The organism is Ensifer adhaerens (genome assembly GCF_028993555.1).
Classification (GTDB): domain Bacteria; phylum Pseudomonadota; class Alphaproteobacteria; order Rhizobiales; family Rhizobiaceae; genus Ensifer; species Ensifer adhaerens_I.
This window is the reverse complement of record NZ_CP118612.1, coordinates 481,612-498,863: the sequence shown is the minus strand read 5'-3', so window position 1 is coordinate 498,863 and position 17,252 is coordinate 481,612. Positions and strand designations below refer to the sequence as shown.

Here is a 17,252-nt window from a genome sequence, read left to right as displayed (position 1 = left end):
CACGATGGCGCAGCCGCAGCCAGGCGAGCTCGCTCATCGCCGTTCGCAGCCTCTGATTACCCGGCCTTCGACACGCCCTATTCGTGATCGAACGTGCCGCTCTTCCGTCGGGAGTGTCACAGTCAGAAACGATTGTCGTGCTTCGCCGGATCTTGCGAGACTGGTGTGACGCGCGCGGATATCGCGCCGATAGCCAGGAAGGCGGGCGAACCGCCAAATCGCTGATCAACTGGTATGAGTTTGGCGTAACCGACGAAGTCGAACTAGCAAGACTGATCCGCGACGACATCATAATTGCTGCAGCCTGATTTGTGGCTGCCATTGGGTTTTTATTAGTGATTCCTGATCAATTGCACCTCATCGTAAAAAGCTCTATTTTCCCTTGCAGGGTGCCTCGACGAGGCGGAACGTCCTCGGCTTCGCGGCGCCGCCGGACCGCTTCGGTTTCCGCACCAATCCCAGATGCCGTTCGACGACACGATCCACAAGGAGACGAGCGATGAGCGCAACGACGCCGGACAACATCATGCAGCTCGGCATGGGGTTCTGGGCCTCCAAAGCCATGCTCAGCGCGGTCGAGCTCGGCGTCTTTACCGAGCTCGCAGCCGGCCCGGCCGACCTCACCGACCTGCAGGCCAGGCTGAAACTGCATCCCCGCTCGGCCCGCGACTTCCTCGACACGCTGGTGGCCCTGAAGCTGCTCGAACGCGAGGACGGCCGCTATCGCAACGCCCCTGATACGGACCTCTTCCTCGACAAGGCGAAGCCGTCCTATATCGGCGGCATCCTCGAAATGGCCAATGCCCGGCTCTACGGTTTCTGGGGCTCGCTGACCGAAGCCCTGCACACCGGAGAGCCGCAGAACGAAGCCAAGCACAGCGAGGACTTCTTTGCCGCGATCTATGCGGAGCCGGCACGGCTGCGCGGGTTCCTCGAGGCGATGAGCGGGATCAGCGCCGATGCGGCGCAGGCGATCGCTGCCAGGTTCGACTGGTCGAAATACACGACCTTCGCCGATGTGGGCGCTGCGCAGGGCATGGTGCCGGTGGCGATCGCGCGAGCCCATCCGCATCTTAAGGCCATCGGCTTCGACCTGCCCGCCGTGCAGCCGATATTCGACGAGTTCGTCGCCCGGCAGGGCCTCGCTGACCGCATCCGCTTCCAAAGCGGAAACTTCTTTGACGGCCCGATGCCGAATGCGGATGTGATCGTGATGGGGCATATCCTGCACGACTGGGATCTTGCCGAGAAGAGGATGCTGCTGGAAAAGGCCTTCGCCGCGCTGCCGAACGGCGGGGCCCTGATCGTCTACGACGCCGTCATCGATGACGAGCGCCGCAGCAACGCCTTCGGCCTGCTGATGAGCCTAAACATGCTGATCGAGACCCGCGGTGGGTTCGACTACACCGGCGCCGACTGCCAGGCCTGGATGCGCGACGCCGGTTTCGTGTCCACACGCGTTGAGCCGTTGCTGGGGCCGGACTCGATGGTGATCGGCTTCAAGCCCGACTGAGCCGGAACGCGACGCGCCTTAGCCGGCATTGCAAACCAGCACGAGCTTGCCCCTCACTGATCCCCGGCCGATCAGTTCTTGTGCACGGCGAGCCTCACCGAGCGGAATCCGGTCAGCGATCATTGGCTTGATCTTTTTGTCCCGGAGGAGATTAAGCAACGTGCTCAAATCTTCCCGAAACCATGCGGGTCTCCACCGTTTCAGATACTGTATGCTGTAGGGGAGAATGCGTCGTCTGCCGGGCGAAAGGAAAGCGCGGAGCGCGTACCATGCGGGGCGCAGTATGCCGCGAAGACGGTAGCGCAAACCACCTGAAAGCTTTCCTTTTTGTAAGAACGAGGTGAAGCCATAAGCAATAACACAGCCACCCGGCTTCAGAGCCTGAAATGAGCGCCAGACATTGGCTTCTCCAACTCCGTCGAAGACGATATCGACGCCTCCACCAGTTAGCTGGTGAATCTCTTCGACAAAGTCGCTCTTCTGATAGTCGATCGGAGTGGCGCCCAAATCCGATACGATCTGATGATCCGCCAGAGATGCGGTGCCATACATATCCAGACATGCCAGGCGACCAAGTTGCAGCAAGGCGGTGCCAACTCCTCCGGCGGCACCATGAACGAGTGCCCGTTGTCCTGCTGTTGCATGTGCAAGGCGATGGATCATCTGATGGGCCGTTACATAGTTAAGCACAAGGCTTACGGCCTCGGCGGGATCGAGGCCAGCGGGAACAGGAACGAGTTCACTCTCTGGCAGGCAAATGTATTGAGCGTAGCCGCCATGTATTGGCAGTGCCGCAACGATTTGACCGACGGTCAACTTAGAGGCTCCTTCTCCGGCTTTTTCGACGGCACCGACAATGTCCCAGCCCGGCGTGAATGGCAGGGTGGTTTTTTCCGGATGAATGCCTTCCCGCATCAGCATTTCTGCGAAGGAGACGCCAGCAACGAACACGCGCACCCGCACTTCGCCTTGGCCTGGCTCTGGCGCCTCTTCCTGAACCGTTTCCAACACCTCCGGCCCGCCAAAACGACGAGCAACGATTCGAATTGATTTCATGTCGGCCTCCTCCGAGTTGGATCGTGGTCTTGCGGAGGCAAGCGCAAGGCTTAGGTACCGGGCACCCACCAGCAACACTGAACCAGCGGAGCCGCGTTGCAATTGACCCAGGTCAAACGAGAGGGGCCCCTGGTTGGGGCGGAGCAGAATTCAATAGAAGCGGATGTTCCGGGGTCTCGATCCTATGGCCGCTCAGCACCCTTTGTGGTTGGATGGCTATAGCCGTTTCTGCGAGTTGTTCCGCAGGTTCGAGCAGCAGTCAATTAGAAGGACACAATCAACACGCTCACTCCGGTGGGAGCAACCTTTCGTGCATGAGGTCTTCGAAGAACCACGCCATGAACTGCTCGCGCCCGGAAACACCAGCCTTGGCATAGACGCGTGTCAGTTGGGCACGAACCGTTCCGGGCGCTGCGTTCCGGATGCGAGCAATCGCGGGCGCATCGAGCCCTTTTAGGGCGAGCCGCCCAACGTCGCTCTCGGCGGAGGTTAGTCCCCAAGCAGCGAACTGCATGTCAACAATTCGGGCAAGCTCCCCCCGCGCCGTTTCTAGGGAGCGCTCCTGCTCGCGCATCGCATCCAGCGTCAAGCGAAGCTGCCACCCTCCTATCAGGATGCCAAGAACGAGTGCCACGGCAACCATTGCCTCGACCAAGGCATGGGCGGTACCAGGAAATTCGAGCAGGTCCGCAAAGGCATCACCCACGAAGAAAGCCGCAGCGATTGTCTGGATCATTACAAGGAGAGCGAGGGCGGCGGATTGGCGCCACCCTTTTGACGATCTCGGCATTCCTGCTAGCTCCGCCGGCGCGTGCCGGCGATCATCGGCCGGATGAGATTTCGGCCGAGCGCTCGACTTTCGATGAGCACACCTGAACGCTCGACAGCGCGCCATCCGAGCCGCAGCTTCACCCGTTTGCGTGATTGCGGAAGACCAAGAGCTTGACTAGGCTCCGCACGACTGCAGAGCCCCACACAAACGAGGATGATATGGCAATTGGTACTGTTAAGTTTTTCAATCAGGATAAGGGCTACGGCTTCATCTCACCTGAGAACGGTGGAACGGATGTATTCGTCCATGTGTCCGCCGTTGAAGGCGCAGGTCCGCTTCGGGATGGTCAAAAGGTCAGCTACGATATTGGACAGGATCGCAAGACAGGAAAGTCGCGAGCCGAAAACGTCAGGTCAGCCTGAGTTGCCAACTGTACAACAGTGACAACGACGAAGGCCAGCGAACCACCGTTCAGCTTGTTTCGAAGCGCTCAAGCATTTGTTGGAGCAGGCTGTTTTCCTGCCGAAGCCGTTGCGCAAGCAGCGCTTTCAGACGGCGGTTCTCTTCCTCGAGCGCGGCAAGGTCGTCAATTGCCTCGGGAGCAGCGATAACCGTCCGGCTGCCAATAGGACGACCCCGGCGCGCTGAGCCTTGGCGCTTCGGCTTCCTTTTTTGTGAGATAGACTTCGGGCGATCCACTTCCAAGGGCAGGATCGGAGCAGAACCGGAAGCATCTTCAATACCACGGCCGCCTTCTGTCGGGGCCGCCAGATTTGCGATCGAGGCAGCAACCTCGATTACGGCACCCTCGTTTGGCAAAACTTCTTCAGTGGTCACTGGAGAAGGCAATTCCATGCGCTGAGCCGGTTCGAACAGATGCGGTGCATCCGTCTTTGCCGCGCGCGCAATGGCTTTGAGGTCCGTATCACCCCATATCGAAGACTGGCTGGTCGTCGACCGCCGGCGAGGCGATTTGACTTCGACGATAAACTTTCGCTGCTGCGGTTTCATGCGGCTCCAACGTTTAAGGGTGCGAAAACAGTTTACGGCGTGTCATATCGCCGAAGCATTCTTTTGAGCTGCGCATTCTGCAACTGCAACTTTTCTGCAAGCCGGCGTCTTAGTTGCCTGACGTCCTCGTCCAGTGCGGTCATCTCGTCGACGAAGGTCATCGGCGGCTGTGGGACACCGGAAGTGCCTTCTCCATACTCGACGACGTTAGACACTACAACATCGCCGACGCTCGTTTTCCGAATGCGCTTCCGCCTTTCCGTCGGCGGTGGCCTTGGTGGTCCGGCGGGTTCCGGAAGCATCTCCTGAGCGTCGGCAGTTAACCGGTCGACTGCTATAGTGAGTGTCCCGTCACCTTCGTTAACCGCAGCAACTTCGGTATCGATGTTCGGAGCGTCGAGACTGCTTGCCTCCTCGTTTGAGGCTTCCGCGATCGGGTCAGCAACGTCGTCTGCCAGCTCCTCGGTCTCGATTTCAGGACGACTTTCCGGCGCCTTGACCGTTCGCCCCCGGGACGCCAGCTGGACCAGATATTTCCATGGTGCTTTCATAGTGCGCCGCCAACCCGATCAATGGCACCCGCATCCTTGACCACAGCCCTCAAACGAGCGCCAGACAGAATGCGATGAAAAGGGCCAAGCAGGCTATCCGATCGGCCCTCAACCGATTGATCAGGCAAGGCCCAAACGCTTGCGCAGTTCGGCGTTCTCGGCACGCAGTTTCTCGGCCAGCGCCTTGCGCAGCCGTGCATTCTCTTCTTCGAGCTGGAGAAGATCTGCAATGTCGTCGAGGACTGGAGCTGGAGCCGTCGCCGCTGTCGGCTGCTTTGCCTCACGGGTTTTCGCGGCGCCCTTGGCGACCTTCTTTGCCCGGGTTTTGACAACGGCCGGTGCCTCTACCGAAAGCTTCGCGTCCGCCGACTTATCTGCGCGCTTCCGGCGTCCCCTCACCGGCTGGGCAGCACCTGCCTCCGGCAACTCGGCAGTCGCTTCCGCAACGACATTCTTGGGCCGCGGCCCCCGACGCTTCTTGGGCGGCGCGACTTCCGCCAGCGGCGCGGTCTCAACGATTTCGGTATTGCTCTCGTCTGCCATGAGTGTGTCCCCTCTCAAACCGATCATCTTTTTCCATTGGGCGGACAGCAGAGTCAATAACTGCGCATCGCGGCATCATCTATGCGTTGGCGCATGACGCCATCACCGGTTGATACGAGAACCGAAGGCGTACCAGACGCCGGCCGCGATGCAGCGGTTCGCGCTGCGACGTTAGTGGCCGAGTTTTTATGCGAGGGCGTACCGAAATCGGGGAAACAGACCTTCCCTCCCCAGAGCTATGCGCGTAGCGTACATGAGCAGTTTCTGTTGGACTGCAATCCTCCCCGCGCCCTTTGAGCCATATGGGTGCGATACTCGCCCCGCCTACCGCCGGGGCCTTTCTTTCCGGCACATTGGGTTAGCTAAGCCTCGCCACACCTGCCGGCGTTTCAAGCAACATTTCCGGATATCTGCACCGGCAACACGGCCAGGATCTCCATGAGTTTGAATGCGGTCTCGGGAGAAGCGATGGAAAACCGCATACCCGCGGACTTGGCGCTCACCGTGAGCATGCCAATTTCAACGAGTTTGTGGAGGTGCTTGTACACCATTCCGGGCGGCAGCCCGACTGCGGCCGCGAGCCGACCAGCAGACAACTGTCGATCGGAAAGCGCTGCCAACAGCAAAAGCCGTTTCGGATGCGCGATAGCTTGCAGGAGCTTTGCAGCCTCATGGGCCTGCTGTTCATTCAGTTCGGAGGTCACGGCTTTGCCATATCTTGGTCGCTGATCCGGCACGCAGCAGCCGTCTTACATCCGACGGACAGCGAAATGCAATGCCGTGACACCCAGCAAACTGCGATCTGACTTCCCCGACCCACCGGCCACACAAGCCCTGCATCAAGCGGCTTCCTTGTGTTTACAATCGGAAGCGATCTCGCGGAGCTTCGGGTCGGCATTCTTGCCGCAGCGTACCGAAATCGCAGAAACAGACCTTCCCTTCGCTACGATTTGCCTTCATGTCACATCAGTAATTCTTTCTAGATCGAATCTCCCCGCACCCGGTGAGCCGTCTAGGTCATCTCGGCCTTCTTTCGACCGCAGGCCTGATATTGAATGAATGTCGGAAAATTTGTGTCGTCGGCCTCATGAAACCTAGCAGTCTGAACGTACTGGTCATCGATGAGAACCGCATTCGCGCATCGGTCATTGAACACGGGTTGCGGGATGCGGGATATGTTCAGGTCACAATCATCGCGGACATGAATGGTCTTGCCAGGAGGATCACAGAGATCGATCCTGACGTCATCGTCATTGATCTCGAGAATCCCAACAGAGACATGTTGGAAAGCATGTTCCAGATATCACGCGCGGTAAAACGGCCTATCGCCATGTTCGTAGACAAGTCCGACGAAGCATCGATCGAGGCTGCTGTGGACGCTGGCGTTTCAGCCTACATTGTCGACGGCCTGAAGCAGGAACGTGTGCGTGCAATCCTCAAAATGGCGATAAGCCGCTTCAATGCATTTTCGAGATTGAACCGGGAGCTTGAAGAAGCACGCGGCGAGTTGGAAAACCGCAAGCTGGTTGATCGTGCAAAGGCGGTGCTGATGCGCACCCGCGGGGTGTCTGAGGAGGAGGCCTATGCCTTGTTGCGGCGAACGGCCATGGGCCAGAACAGGAAAATCGTCGAGATCGCTCAAAGCCTTATCACTGCGGCTAGCCTGCTCGACCCTGGAGCCGACGCATGAGGAAGAACAGGCATGAAATCACGGCGGGCTTCCTGCCGCTTCTGGATAGTGCTCTCCTCATCGTCGCCAAAGAGAAGGGTTTTGCGGAAGATGAGCAGGTGGACCTCACGCTCGTGCGCGAACGCTCCTGGGCCACGGTCAGGGACAGGTTGGCGGTCGGACATTTCGAAGTCGCCCACATTCTTGCGCCCATGCCGATTGCCTGCAATCTCGGGCTCACCGCGCCCGCACCGCGAATGATCGTTCCCATGGCGCTTGGGCTCGGCGGCAATGCGATCACTGTGTCGGGCAATCTCTGGTGGAAGATGGTCGACAACGGTGCGACCGGTGACCTCGATGCACGCTCCAGCGGCGCCGCGTTGCGGCAAGTGATCACGCAAGGGGCAACAGACCCGCTTCGCTTCGGTGTCGTGCACCCTTACTCCGGGCATAATTACGAACTGCGGTACTGGCTTGCGGCAAGTGGCATCGATCCCGAACGCGAGGTCGAGATCGTGACGCTGCCTCCTGCCGATATGGGCAACGCACTGAAAGACGGGACAATCGACGGTTATTGCGTCGGCGAACCCTGGAACACGTTTGGCGTTCTCAAACGTGGAGCCCATCTCGCGACCGTCAAGGCAGCGATCTGGAAGTCCAGTCCGGAAAAGGTACTGGGCGTGAACGCCCGTTGGGCTGATAGTCATCCCGAAGCGCTCGCCGCGCTGCTGAGAGCGATCTACAATGCGTCGCTCTGGTGCGCCGAGCCGGACAATTATGAGGAACTCGCCCGATTGCTCTCGGGAGCCGCGTACATAAACAAGTCCGCGGAATGGCTGCGCCCCGCACTGACGGGCGAACTCAGAATTGGCGGTCGCTACACGCAAACAGTGAATGACTTTTTCGTCCCAAACGCCAAAGCGGCGACATTTCCCTGGAAGAGCCACGCGCTATGGTTCTACACGCAGATGGTTCGCTGGGGCCAGGTCGAGCATACCGCTTCCCACCAGCGGGTCGCCGGCAATACCTATAGGCCCGATATTTACCGGAGCGCCCTAAAGACGCTCGGTCTCGCGATGCCGTCCGCAAGCTCCAAGGTCGAGGGCGCGCTGCACATGGAGACGCCGGTCGGCTCCACTGGCGTATTGACCCTTGGCCCTGACGGCTTTTTCGATGGTAGGCTTTTTGATCCCGAACGCATCGACGAATATCTCGCTGCTCAAAAACAGCCGTGATCCACGCCTATTTTATAGGCACCTAATAGATTCAGACGGCACGTGCCGATGATTTAATCGCCTTTCCGCGCCCGCTCAGAGCGAGATTTGGCCCAAAAGGGCCAAACCATGCCGATTCTGAAACTGGCACGACCCTTGCATAGTAATTTCTGAGCCGAAAGGCCGCACAGCGTCCAACGATGGGCGCGTCACGCAAAGTCGCTGAGCAGGATATCCCGCGTACTTTCGTACGCGTTACCCTGACGTGCCCCTTTTCGCATTTCTGATCCCTCAACGTTTGATAGGCGCGACCTTGTCGAGCCGCGGAGAAGTCATGTCTCGTTCTAAGAAGAGCTGTTCGATGTATACCGGCGAACCCGCCAAAGCACTGTGGATCTCCACGTCTGCCTTCACGGTCTGTTTCGCCGTGTGGACGATCTTTGCCATCATCGGTGTTCGCATCAAGCAGGATCTCGGCCTCAGTGAGGCACAGTTCGGCTTGTTGGTTGGCACGCCCATCCTGACCGGATCCGTCGTCCGTCTCGTCCTTGGAATTTGGACCGGGCGTTATGGTGGTCGTCTCGTCTACACGCTCACAATGCTGGCATCGGCACTGGCGACCTTTCTGCTGAGCTATGCCACGACTTATACGGAAATGCTCATTGCGGGCCTGGGGGTTGGTCTTGCCGGCGGCTCCTTCGCGGTCGGCGTTGCCTACGTTTCACCGTTCTTTCCGCCGGAAAGGCAAGGGACGGCACTCGGCATCTTCGGCGCGGGCAATGTCGGCGCCGCCGTCACGAAGTTCGCAGCACCGTTCGTGCTGATCGCATGGGGTTGGCAGACAGTTGCCGAGATCTGGGCCCTGGTCCTTGCGGCAACGGCAATCATTTTCTGGTTTTCGACCACCGACGATCCCGCTTTCCGTGAGCGCCGGAATCGCGGCGTGATATCCAAGAGCCTTCTGCAGGAATTCGCTCCGCTGAAGAACATTCAGGTCTGGCGCTTCTCGCTCTACTATGCCTTCGCCTTCGGCGGCTTTGTCGCCCTGTCACTGTGGCTGCCGCGCTACCTGGTTGGTGTCTATGGCTTCAACCTCGAAGTCGCCGGCATGATTGCCGCAGCCTATTCCATTCCAGGCAGCATCTTCCGCGCCTTTGGGGGCTTCCTGTCCGACAAGAAGGGCGCGAGAAGCGTCATGTACGCGATGCTGGTCGTTTGCGGCGCAGCAACCCTCGTCCTGTCGCTGCCGGCGGCGTCGATCACTCCTTTCCTCTTCATCATTGTCATCTTCGTGCTCGGGTTTTTCATGAGCCTCGGCAAGGCGGCCGTCTTCAAGCATATCCCGGCGTACTACCCGAACAACGTCGGCGCCGTTGGCGGCATCGTCGGTATGATGGGCGGACTGGGCGGTTTCCTGCTGCCAATCGCCTTCGGCCTTCTCAAGGACATTACTGGCCTGTGGTCCAGCTGCTTTCTGCTGCTGTTTGCGATCGTCGCGATCTCTCTCGTCTGGATGCACGTGTCCGTAATGCGGATGGAACGTCAGGCGCATTCCGCGACCGCCACGGCAACTGCCTAATCTCAAGGACTTGGAATTATGACCCAAAAGCTCGTCATTATTGGCAACGGCATGGCGCCCGGACGCATGCTGGAGCACCTGTTCGAACAGGCTCCAGGACAGTACCAGGTCACGATCTTCAACGCCGAGCCGCGCGTCAACTACGACCGCATCATGCTCTCCCCTGTCCTTTCGGGCGAAAAGGACTACGAGCAGATTATCATCCACGGCGACGGCTGGTACATCAAGCACGGCATCACGCTCTACAAGGGCCACAAGATCGTAGCCATCGACCGTGACGCCAAGACTGTCACGTCCGACCATGGCGTCACCGAGAGCTACGACAAGCTGGTGATTGCAACAGGCTCCGTGCCCTTCATCATTCCGGTGCCCGGCAAGGATCTGCCAGGTGTGATCACCTACCGCGACCTCGACGACGTGCAGGCAATGTTGCTTGCCGCCCAGTCGCGCGAAAAGGCGGTCGTCATTGGCGGTGGCCTGCTCGGGCTTGAAGCGGCCGCCGGCCTTGCCTCGCGCGGCATGGATGTGACTGTCCTGCACGTGATGCCGACGCTGATGGAGCGCCAACTCGATCCGGCTGCCGGCTACCTGCTGCAGAAAGCCGTCGAGGAGCGCGGCATCAAGGTCATCTGCAAGGCCAACACCAAGGCCGTCATCGGCAACGGCAAGGTCGAGGGCATCGAACTCGACGACGGCCGCATCATCCCGGCGACACTGGTGGTGATGGCGGTCGGTATCCGACCGAATGCGGGTATAGCCAAGGACGCCGGCCTTGCCGTCAACCGCGGCATCGTCGTCGACGACGGCATGATGACCTCCGACGGCGACATCATGGCGCTCGGCGAATGTGCCGAGGTCGGCGGCATGGTCTATGGCCTCGTGGCGCCGCTCTATGAAATGGCGCGGGTTGCCGCATCGCATTTGGCCGGCGACCGCTCGCCCGCCTTCGTGCACTCAGATACGCCGACGAAACTCAAAGTGACCGGTATCAACCTGTTCTCGCTCGGCGACTTCGCTGACGGTGATGACCGCGAGGAAATCGTGCTGCGCGATGCCGCCGGCGGCATCTACAAGCGGGTCGTTCTGAAGGACAACCGCATCATCGGCACGGTTCTTTACGGTGAAACCGCCGATGGTGCCTGGTTCAATGATCTCAAGAAGAAGCAGACCGATATTTCCGAAATGCGGGAAACGCTGATCTTCGGCCAGGCCTATCAGGGAGGGTCGCCGCTGGACCCTATGGCGGCCGTTGCAGCCTTGCCGGATGATGCGGAGATCTGCGGCTGCAACGGCGTCTGCAAGGGTAAGATTGTCCAGACGATCGGTGCGAAGGGCCTGACCTCGCTTGACGACGTGCGTGCCCATACCAAGGCGTCCGCATCCTGCGGCTCCTGCACCGGACTTGTCGAGCAACTGATGACGCTGACGCTCGGCGACACCTACAATCCGGCCGCCGTGCAGCCGATGTGCACCTGCACCGAACTCGGCCACGACGATGTTCGCCGGCTGATCAAGGCCAAGGGTCTGAAGACCATTCCGGCCGTCATGCAGGAGCTGGAGTGGAAGACCTCCTGCGGCTGCGCCAAGTGCCGGCCGGCGCTCAACTACTACCTCGTCTGCGACTGGCCGGACGAATATGCCGACGATTACCAGTCGCGGTTCATCAACGAGCGCGTCCATGCCAACATCCAGAAGGACGGCACCTATTCGGTCGTGCCGCGCATGTGGGGCGGCGTCACCAATTCCGGCGAGTTGCGGGCGATCGCCGATGTGGTCGACAAGTTCGAGATCCCGCTCGTCAAGGTGACGGGCGGCCAGCGCATCGACCTGCTCGGCATCGAGAAGGAAGACCTGCCGGCCGTCTGGGCCGATCTCGGCAAGGCTGGCTTCGTTTCCGGTCAGGCTTATGCCAAGGGCCTGCGCACGGTGAAGACCTGCGTCGGCTCCGACTGGTGCCGCTTCGGCACGCAGGATTCGACCGGCCTCGGCATTCGCATCGAGAAGTTCATGTGGGGTTCCTGGACGCCCGCCAAGCTGAAGATGGCGGTCTCCGGCTGTCCGCGCAATTGCGCGGAAGCGACCTGCAAGGACATCGGCGTCATCTGCGTCGACTCGGGCTTCGAGATCCATTTTGCCGGCGCCGCCGGTCTCGACATCAAGGGCACGGAAGTCCTTGGCCTGGTGAAGAGCGAGGACGAGGCGCTGGAGCATATCGTGGCGCTGACGCAGATGTACCGCGAACAGGCCCGCTATCTCGAGCGCATCTACAAATGGGCCAAACGCGTCGGTCTCGACGAGATCCGCCGCCAGATCATGGGTGATGCGGGCAAGCGCAAGGCCTATTTCGATCGCTTCGTCTTCAGTCAGAAGTTCGCCCAGGTCGACCCCTGGTCGGAGCGCGTCTCCGGCAAGGACAAACACGAGTTCCGGCCGATGGCGACCATCGGCTACCCCCAAGCTGCGGAATAGGAGATCGGCCATGACCTGGTTTGCCATTGGAAACATTGCCGACATTCCGCTGCGGGGCGCGCGCTGCGTGAAAACGCCTCAAGGAAAGATTGCCGTGTTCCGCACCGCGGAGAACGAGGCTTTCGCCATCGAGGATCACTGCCCGCACAAGGGCGGGCCGCTCTCGCAGGGCATCGTCCATGCCAAGGCTGTCACCTGCCCGCTGCACAACTGGGTGATATCGCTCGAGACCGGCAAAGCGCTCGGCGCGGATGAGGGGGCGGTGAAGACGATCGCGCTGCGCAACGATGATGGCGCGCTCTTCATCGCGCTTGAAAGCCTGATGATGGCGGCCGAGTAGAATGGAGAAGGCCGTCAAGACAACCTGCCCCTATTGCGGTGTCGGCTGCGGGGTCGTCGCGACAGTTACCGACGACGGCGCAGTTTCCGTCAAGGGCGACCCGGATCATCCGGCAAACTACGGCCGGCTCTGTTCGAAGGGTTCGGCGCTCGCCGAGACGCTTTCCATGGACGGAAGGGCGCTCCACCCGGAAGTCCATGGAAAGCGCGCTGGGTGGGATGACGCGCTCAATCTCGTGGCCTCGAAATTCCGTGAGGCGATCGCCGAGCATGGGCCGGACTCGGTCGCATTTTATGTCTCGGGTCAATGTCTGACCGAAGACTACTACGTCGCCAACAAGCTGATGAAGGGCTTCATCGGCTCAGGCAACATTGACACCAATTCCCGACTTTGCATGGCCTCTTCCGTCGCCGGCCATCGTCGCGCTTTCGGCTCGGATACGGTTCCCGGCTGCTACGAGGATCTGGAGCTTGCCGATCTGATCATACTTGTTGGTTCGAACCTTGCTTGGTGTCATCCGGTTCTCAACCAGCGCATTCAGGCGGCAAAGCAAAGCCGACCGGACCTGAAGATCGTCACCATCGATCCTCGCCGCTCCGTCAGCGCCGATCTCGCCGACATGCACTTGATGATCAGGACAGACGGCGACGTTGCCCTCTTCAACGGGCTGCTCGCCCATCTCGCCGGATCGTCGGCGTCCGATGAAGGCTATGTATCGACCCATACGATTGGTTTCCAACAGGCGCTTGAAGCATCGCAAACCAGGAGCCTTTCGGATATCTCGAAGGAAACCGGTCTATCCGTCGCCGAATTGCTGGCTTTTTATCGGCTGTTCGAGACGACGGAAAAGGTCGTCACCTGCTACAGCCAAGGCGTCAACCAATCTTCGATCGGCAGCGACAAGGTCAATGCGATCATCAACTGTCATCTGGCAACCGGACGCATCGGCCGGCCCGGCATGGGACCGTTCTCGCTCACCGGCCAGCCCAATGCCATGGGCGGACGCGAAGTTGGCGGCCTTGCCAACATGCTCGCAGCCCATATGAACATAGAAGACGAGGCCGCGCGCAATCGCGTGCAGCGCTTCTGGAAATCGCCGACAATCGCGGCAAGACCCGGCCTCAAGGCTGTCGAAATGTTCAAGGCCGTTGCCGACGGCCGCATCAAGGCTCTCTGGATCATGGCGACCAATCCGGTCGTTTCGATGCCGGATGCCGACAGGGTGCGAGAAGCCATCCGCAACTGTCCCTTCGTGGTTGTTTCCGACATCCAAAAAAACACCGATACCGCCGCCCTCGCCCATGTGCTGCTACCTGCAGCCGGCTGGGGAGAGAAGGATGGGACCGTCACCAACTCCGAGCGGCGCATTTCCCGCCAACGCAATTTCCTCGATCTGCCCGGTGAAGCAAAACCGGACTGGTGGCAGATGGCTCAGGTTGCCAAGCGCATGGGCTTCAACGGCTTCGACTACAACAGTCCCGCCGAAATCTTCGCCGAGCATGCAGCACTTTCAGCCTTTGAAAACGGCGGCACCCGCGACTTCGACATCGGCGCGAAAGCCGGGATCTCACCTGATACCTTCGAGGCAATGACACCGTTCCAATGGCCACATCGCGAAGGCAACCCCGAAGGCGCCAAGCGCTTCTTCGCCAATGGTGAGTTCTACACGCCCGACCGCAAGGCCAGGTTCATCCCTGTGAAATCCGAGCGCGAGGAGCGCACGAGCAAAGACACGCCTTTTATTCTCAATACCGGACGCATCCGCGACCAATGGCACACCATGACCCGCACCGGCAAAGCAGCGAGGCTCTCCTCGCATCTCGCCGAGCCATTCGTCGAAATCAATCCGACCGATGCCACCGACCTCCTGATCGGCAAGGCCGGGTTGGTGAGGCTGGAGAATGCATTCGGTTCCGTTGTGCTGCGCGCGCTGATCACGGAGCGGCAACCGCGTGGCAGTGTGTTCGTGCCGATGCATTGGAATGACGAATATGCGGCCAACGCACGCGTGGATGTCTTGCTGGCGCCACGCACGGACCCGGTATCTGGCCAGCCCGCACTGAAGAATATTGGCGTCAGGGCCAGCCCGGCCGACATCGCCTATTTTGGTTTTGCGGTTGTTGCCTCACGACCAGAGCGACTGGATGCGCCCTATTGGGCAATTTCCAAGGCCGAAGCCGGCTGGCGCGTGGAATTCGGCTTCGACAAACCGCTTGACGATATCGAGACGTGGTGCCGCGATACCTTCGGGCTGTGGGATCGCGGTGAACATCTCGCCTATGCAGACAACCCGACGCAACAGCAGCGCCATGGCTTCTTTGACGGAGAACAGTTGCTGCTCGCCTTTTATGGCGCACCGGAACCTGTCGGCGTGTCGCGCGACTGGGCCGTGAAGCAACTCGGTCTCCGACTTGAGACGATGCGGGCACGCGTAGCGGTTCTTGCCGGTCGGCCGGGAGCGGATCAGATGGACCCTGGCGCGACCGTCTGCTCCTGCTTCTCGGTCGGCGTCAATCAGATCGTGGGCGCAGTCGCGGGCGGCTGCCATACGCTCGAAGCGGTCGGCAAGCAACTCAATGCCGGAACCAATTGCGGCTCCTGCCGCGTCGAAATCAAAGGGATTATCGATGGTTGCCTCCGTCAAGCTGCAGAGTGATCGACAGGAGCGTATCGCTACGCTCTCTTCGCTACCGGTGTTCTTTGATCTCAAGGGAAAATCCGTTCTGGTCGCCGGCGGCAGCGATGGAGCTGCGTGGAAAGCTGAACTCCTGGCGGCAGCTGGCGCAGAGGTCCATGTCTTCTGCCCTGCCGAAGAGCTCTCCGACGTCTTCCAAGAGAAGCTTGACCAGTTTGTCCACCACGATGCGCCGTGGCAGACGGCATACTTCAAGAGCTTTGCTTTGGCTGTCGGCGACTGCGAGACCGAAGGGGAAGCGCGCGGCTTTCACGATCGCGCGGCGGCCGCCGGAATTCCCGTCAACGTTATCGATAAGCCGACATTCTGCCAGTTCAAGTTCGGCTCGATTGTCAACCGTTCGCCTGTGGTGATCGGCATCTCGACCGATGGTGCTGCTCCCATCCTTGGCCAGGCTATCCGCCGGCGGATTGAAACCCTCCTGCCGCAGTCACTCAAATCCTGGGCTCAACTCGCGCAGACCGTCCGCACCTATGTGACGGACACCCTCACCTCGGTTCAGCGCCGAAACTTCTGGGAGCGTTTTGTTGATCGAGCCTTCGGCGCTGGCGAGCCGAATGCGGACACAATGCCTGGTCTATTAGCAGACGCAGATCGGATCCGCAGCACTGCCGGCGCCGTCGGCCGCGTCACACTCGTGGGCGCCGGTCCGGGCGACGCCGAACTGCTAACACTAAAAGCCGTCCGCGCCCTTCAAGCGGCCGATGTGATCCTGTTCGATGATCTTGTCTCCGGCGAGGTGCTTGAACTTGCCCGCCGCGAGGCCAAACGCATGCTGGTGGGGAAACGCGGTGGCCGCGAGAGCTGCAAGCAGGAGGACATCAACGCAACGATGTTGGCGTTCGCCAAGGCCGGCAAGCGCGTCGTTCGCCTCAAATCCGGGGACCCGATGATCTTCGGGCGCGCCGGCGAAGAAATCGCCCATCTCAATCGAGAAAACATTCCCGTCGACGTTATCCCCGGCATCACAGCTGCAAGCGCCATGGCCTCGTGCCTCGGCATATCGCTCACCCACCGCGACCATGCCCAATCGGTACGCTTCATCACTGGCCATTCCCGTCATGGCGGACTACCGGCCGATATCAACTGGGCGGCCGTCGCCGATCCCCACACGACAACCGTGTTCTACATGGGCGGCAGGACAGCGCCGCTTATTTCCGAGCGGCTGGTCAGCGAGGGTCTGCAGCCTTCCACCAGGGTGGTCGTGGTCAGCGACGTCAGCCGGGCCACTCAGCGGGAATGGCATGGCAACCTCGCCAGCCTTGCGAGCGGCATGGAAACGATCGGCTACGAAAGTCCCGTCCTGATCGCCGTGGGTGGAGCTTTGGCAGCCTGCGGAAATGAGGCCCTCGATGCCGGTGATGTCGCCGGCAACCCGGTTCGGGCAGTCAGGTTTCACTGATGGAATTGGATGTGATTTCCCCGGGACTACTCATTCTGGCGATCAGCCTCAGTTGGAATCGCTTCGCGTGCATTTTTAGCTCAGCGTCGAGCGTCGCACTGGCGGCCGCGCCGCTTACCACCGCAGCCACCGCCATTAGCTTGTCGGCCTTGGGGCTGGCTTTCGCAGGCAACACGCCATGGTTTGGATTTTTGATCGTGCTGGCCGGGGTCCTTGCCAGCTCGATTGTGAAGAGACAACCGGCTGCGATAACCGTCGCACTGTCGGCAATCAGCCTTGCTGCGTATCTGTCGTTCTCTCCGGTTCAAATGTGAGTTGGTTTCACGGCAAGGCGACGATCACCAAGCTTGTTTAATCGCCAGATCTGCAAAAGCCGCGCCCACGCACGGCCCAAAAGGACGCCAATTTGTGTATAAAATAAGCAATGTCCAGACTTCT

At 60.1% G+C, this 17,252-nt stretch carries 17 protein-coding genes; 11 read left to right on the top strand and 6 right to left on the bottom strand.

Annotation, left to right across the window (positions count from 1 at the left end; translation table 11 throughout):
- Positions 1 to 83 precede the first annotated feature (83 nt).
- Positions 84 to 308 (top strand): hypothetical protein, encoded by a 225-nt coding sequence (locus tag PWG15_RS35280; protein ID WP_275027516.1) that lies wholly within the window; start codon positions 84 to 86, stop codon positions 306 to 308.
- A 191-nt stretch (positions 309 to 499) separates the two neighbouring features.
- On the top strand, positions 500 to 1,513 hold the full coding sequence (locus tag PWG15_RS35275) for a methyltransferase (protein WP_275027515.1): 1,014 nt from the start codon (positions 500 to 502) through the stop codon (positions 1,511 to 1,513).
- 18 nt (positions 1,514 to 1,531) lie between these two features.
- Here the strand turns inward: PWG15_RS35275 and PWG15_RS35270 are convergent, their stop codons facing one another.
- Positions 1,532 to 2,569, bottom strand: coding sequence for a medium chain dehydrogenase/reductase family protein (locus PWG15_RS35270; protein ID WP_275027512.1), 1,038 nt, complete (start codon positions 2,567 to 2,569; stop codon positions 1,532 to 1,534).
- Between the two features lie 286 nt (positions 2,570 to 2,855).
- The gene (locus tag PWG15_RS35265; RefSeq protein WP_275027510.1) at positions 2,856 to 3,305 is read right to left on the bottom strand and encodes a helix-turn-helix transcriptional regulator; all 450 of its coding nucleotides are present in this window, start codon (positions 3,303 to 3,305) and stop codon (positions 2,856 to 2,858) included.
- A 254-nt stretch (positions 3,306 to 3,559) separates the two neighbouring features.
- Between PWG15_RS35265 and PWG15_RS35260 the strand changes: the two genes are divergently transcribed.
- Positions 3,560 to 3,763, top strand: a complete 204-nt coding sequence (locus PWG15_RS35260) for a cold-shock protein (RefSeq protein ID WP_275027509.1) — start codon at positions 3,560 to 3,562, stop codon at positions 3,761 to 3,763.
- A gap of 49 nt (positions 3,764 to 3,812) precedes the next feature.
- On the opposite strand, the gene PWG15_RS35255 is transcribed toward PWG15_RS35260, so the two are convergent.
- The 4 genes from PWG15_RS35255 to PWG15_RS35240 all read right to left on the bottom strand — a co-directional run bounded on the left by PWG15_RS35255 (position 3,813) and on the right by PWG15_RS35240 (position 6,150).
- Complete coding sequence (locus tag PWG15_RS35255) at positions 3,813 to 4,352, bottom strand: hypothetical protein (protein WP_275027507.1); 540 nt, start codon at positions 4,350 to 4,352, stop codon at positions 3,813 to 3,815.
- A gap of 32 nt (positions 4,353 to 4,384) precedes the next feature.
- A complete protein-coding gene (locus PWG15_RS35250) occupies positions 4,385 to 4,903 on the bottom strand; it encodes a hypothetical protein (RefSeq protein ID WP_275027506.1) in 519 nt (172 codons plus the stop codon).
- 120 nt (positions 4,904 to 5,023) lie between these two features.
- Entirely contained in the window at positions 5,024 to 5,446 is a 423-nt protein-coding gene (locus PWG15_RS35245) for a SyrB-like regulator (RefSeq protein ID WP_275027505.1), read from the bottom strand.
- Positions 5,447 to 5,835: 389 nt separating this feature from the next.
- Complete coding sequence (locus PWG15_RS35240; protein WP_275027504.1) at positions 5,836 to 6,150, bottom strand: winged helix-turn-helix domain-containing protein; 315 nt, start codon at positions 6,148 to 6,150, stop codon at positions 5,836 to 5,838.
- A gap of 383 nt (positions 6,151 to 6,533) precedes the next feature.
- Here PWG15_RS35240 and PWG15_RS35235 point away from each other — a divergent pair, with 383 nt between their 5' ends.
- From PWG15_RS35235 to PWG15_RS35200, 8 genes are all read left to right on the top strand, one after another.
- The gene (locus PWG15_RS35235; protein ID WP_275027503.1) at positions 6,534 to 7,136 is read left to right on the top strand and encodes an ANTAR domain-containing response regulator; all 603 of its coding nucleotides are present in this window, start codon (positions 6,534 to 6,536) and stop codon (positions 7,134 to 7,136) included.
- Positions 7,133 to 8,350 (top strand): CmpA/NrtA family ABC transporter substrate-binding protein, encoded by a 1,218-nt coding sequence (locus PWG15_RS35230; RefSeq protein WP_275027502.1) that lies wholly within the window; start codon positions 7,133 to 7,135, stop codon positions 8,348 to 8,350. Before PWG15_RS35235 ends, PWG15_RS35230 begins: the two co-directional genes overlap by 4 nt.
- Positions 8,351 to 8,663: 313 nt before the next feature.
- Positions 8,664 to 9,908 carry an MFS transporter gene (locus PWG15_RS35225; RefSeq protein WP_275027500.1) on the top strand — a complete coding sequence of 415 codons (1,245 nt, stop codon included), beginning with the start codon at positions 8,664 to 8,666 and terminating at the stop codon, positions 9,906 to 9,908.
- Positions 9,909 to 9,926: 18 nt separating this feature from the next.
- On the top strand, positions 9,927 to 12,377 hold the full coding sequence (gene nirB, locus PWG15_RS35220; protein ID WP_275027499.1) for a nitrite reductase large subunit NirB: 2,451 nt from the start codon (positions 9,927 to 9,929) through the stop codon (positions 12,375 to 12,377).
- Between the two features lie 10 nt (positions 12,378 to 12,387).
- On the top strand, positions 12,388 to 12,717 hold the full coding sequence (gene nirD, locus PWG15_RS35215) for a nitrite reductase small subunit NirD (protein WP_275027498.1): 330 nt from the start codon (positions 12,388 to 12,390) through the stop codon (positions 12,715 to 12,717).
- A gap of 1 nt (position 12,718) precedes the next feature.
- Positions 12,719 to 15,373, top strand: coding sequence for a nitrate reductase (locus PWG15_RS35210; protein WP_275027496.1), 2,655 nt, complete (start codon positions 12,719 to 12,721; stop codon positions 15,371 to 15,373).
- Positions 15,345 to 16,814, top strand: coding sequence for a siroheme synthase CysG (gene cysG / locus PWG15_RS35205; RefSeq protein WP_275027494.1), 1,470 nt, complete (start codon positions 15,345 to 15,347; stop codon positions 16,812 to 16,814). The genes PWG15_RS35210 and cysG overlap by 29 nt, the downstream gene beginning before the upstream one ends.
- Positions 16,814 to 17,128 carry a hypothetical protein gene (locus tag PWG15_RS35200; RefSeq protein ID WP_275027492.1) on the top strand — a complete coding sequence of 105 codons (315 nt, stop codon included), beginning with the start codon at positions 16,814 to 16,816 and terminating at the stop codon, positions 17,126 to 17,128. Before cysG ends, PWG15_RS35200 begins: the two co-directional genes overlap by 1 nt.
- Positions 17,129 to 17,252 lie beyond the last annotated feature (124 nt).

Coding starts and splice junctions, on each gene's coding strand:
- PWG15_RS35275 (WP_275027515.1), top strand. CDS start 500: ATGAGCGCAACGACGCCGGACAACATCATGCAGCTCGGCATGGGGTTC.
- PWG15_RS35270 (WP_275027512.1), bottom strand. CDS start 2,569: ATGAAATCAATTCGAATCGTTGCTCGTCGTTTTGGCGGGCCGGAGGTG.
- PWG15_RS35265 (WP_275027510.1), bottom strand. CDS start 3,305: ATGATCCAGACAATCGCTGCGGCTTTCTTCGTGGGTGATGCCTTTGCG.
- PWG15_RS35260 (WP_275027509.1), top strand. CDS start 3,560: ATGGCAATTGGTACTGTTAAGTTTTTCAATCAGGATAAGGGCTACGGC.
- PWG15_RS35255 (WP_275027507.1), bottom strand. CDS start 4,352: ATGAAACCGCAGCAGCGAAAGTTTATCGTCGAAGTCAAATCGCCTCGC.
- PWG15_RS35250 (WP_275027506.1), bottom strand. CDS start 4,903: ATGAAAGCACCATGGAAATATCTGGTCCAGCTGGCGTCCCGGGGGCGA.
- PWG15_RS35245 (WP_275027505.1), bottom strand. CDS start 5,446: ATGGCAGACGAGAGCAATACCGAAATCGTTGAGACCGCGCCGCTGGCG.
- PWG15_RS35235 (WP_275027503.1), top strand. CDS start 6,534: ATGAAACCTAGCAGTCTGAACGTACTGGTCATCGATGAGAACCGCATT.
- PWG15_RS35230 (WP_275027502.1), top strand. CDS start 7,133: ATGAGGAAGAACAGGCATGAAATCACGGCGGGCTTCCTGCCGCTTCTG.
- PWG15_RS35225 (WP_275027500.1), top strand. CDS start 8,664: ATGTCTCGTTCTAAGAAGAGCTGTTCGATGTATACCGGCGAACCCGCC.
- nirB (WP_275027499.1), top strand. CDS start 9,927: ATGACCCAAAAGCTCGTCATTATTGGCAACGGCATGGCGCCCGGACGC.
- nirD (WP_275027498.1), top strand. CDS start 12,388: ATGACCTGGTTTGCCATTGGAAACATTGCCGACATTCCGCTGCGGGGC.
- PWG15_RS35210 (WP_275027496.1), top strand. CDS start 12,719: ATGGAGAAGGCCGTCAAGACAACCTGCCCCTATTGCGGTGTCGGCTGC.
- cysG (WP_275027494.1), top strand. CDS start 15,345: ATGGTTGCCTCCGTCAAGCTGCAGAGTGATCGACAGGAGCGTATCGCT.
- PWG15_RS35200 (WP_275027492.1), top strand. CDS start 16,814: ATGGAATTGGATGTGATTTCCCCGGGACTACTCATTCTGGCGATCAGC.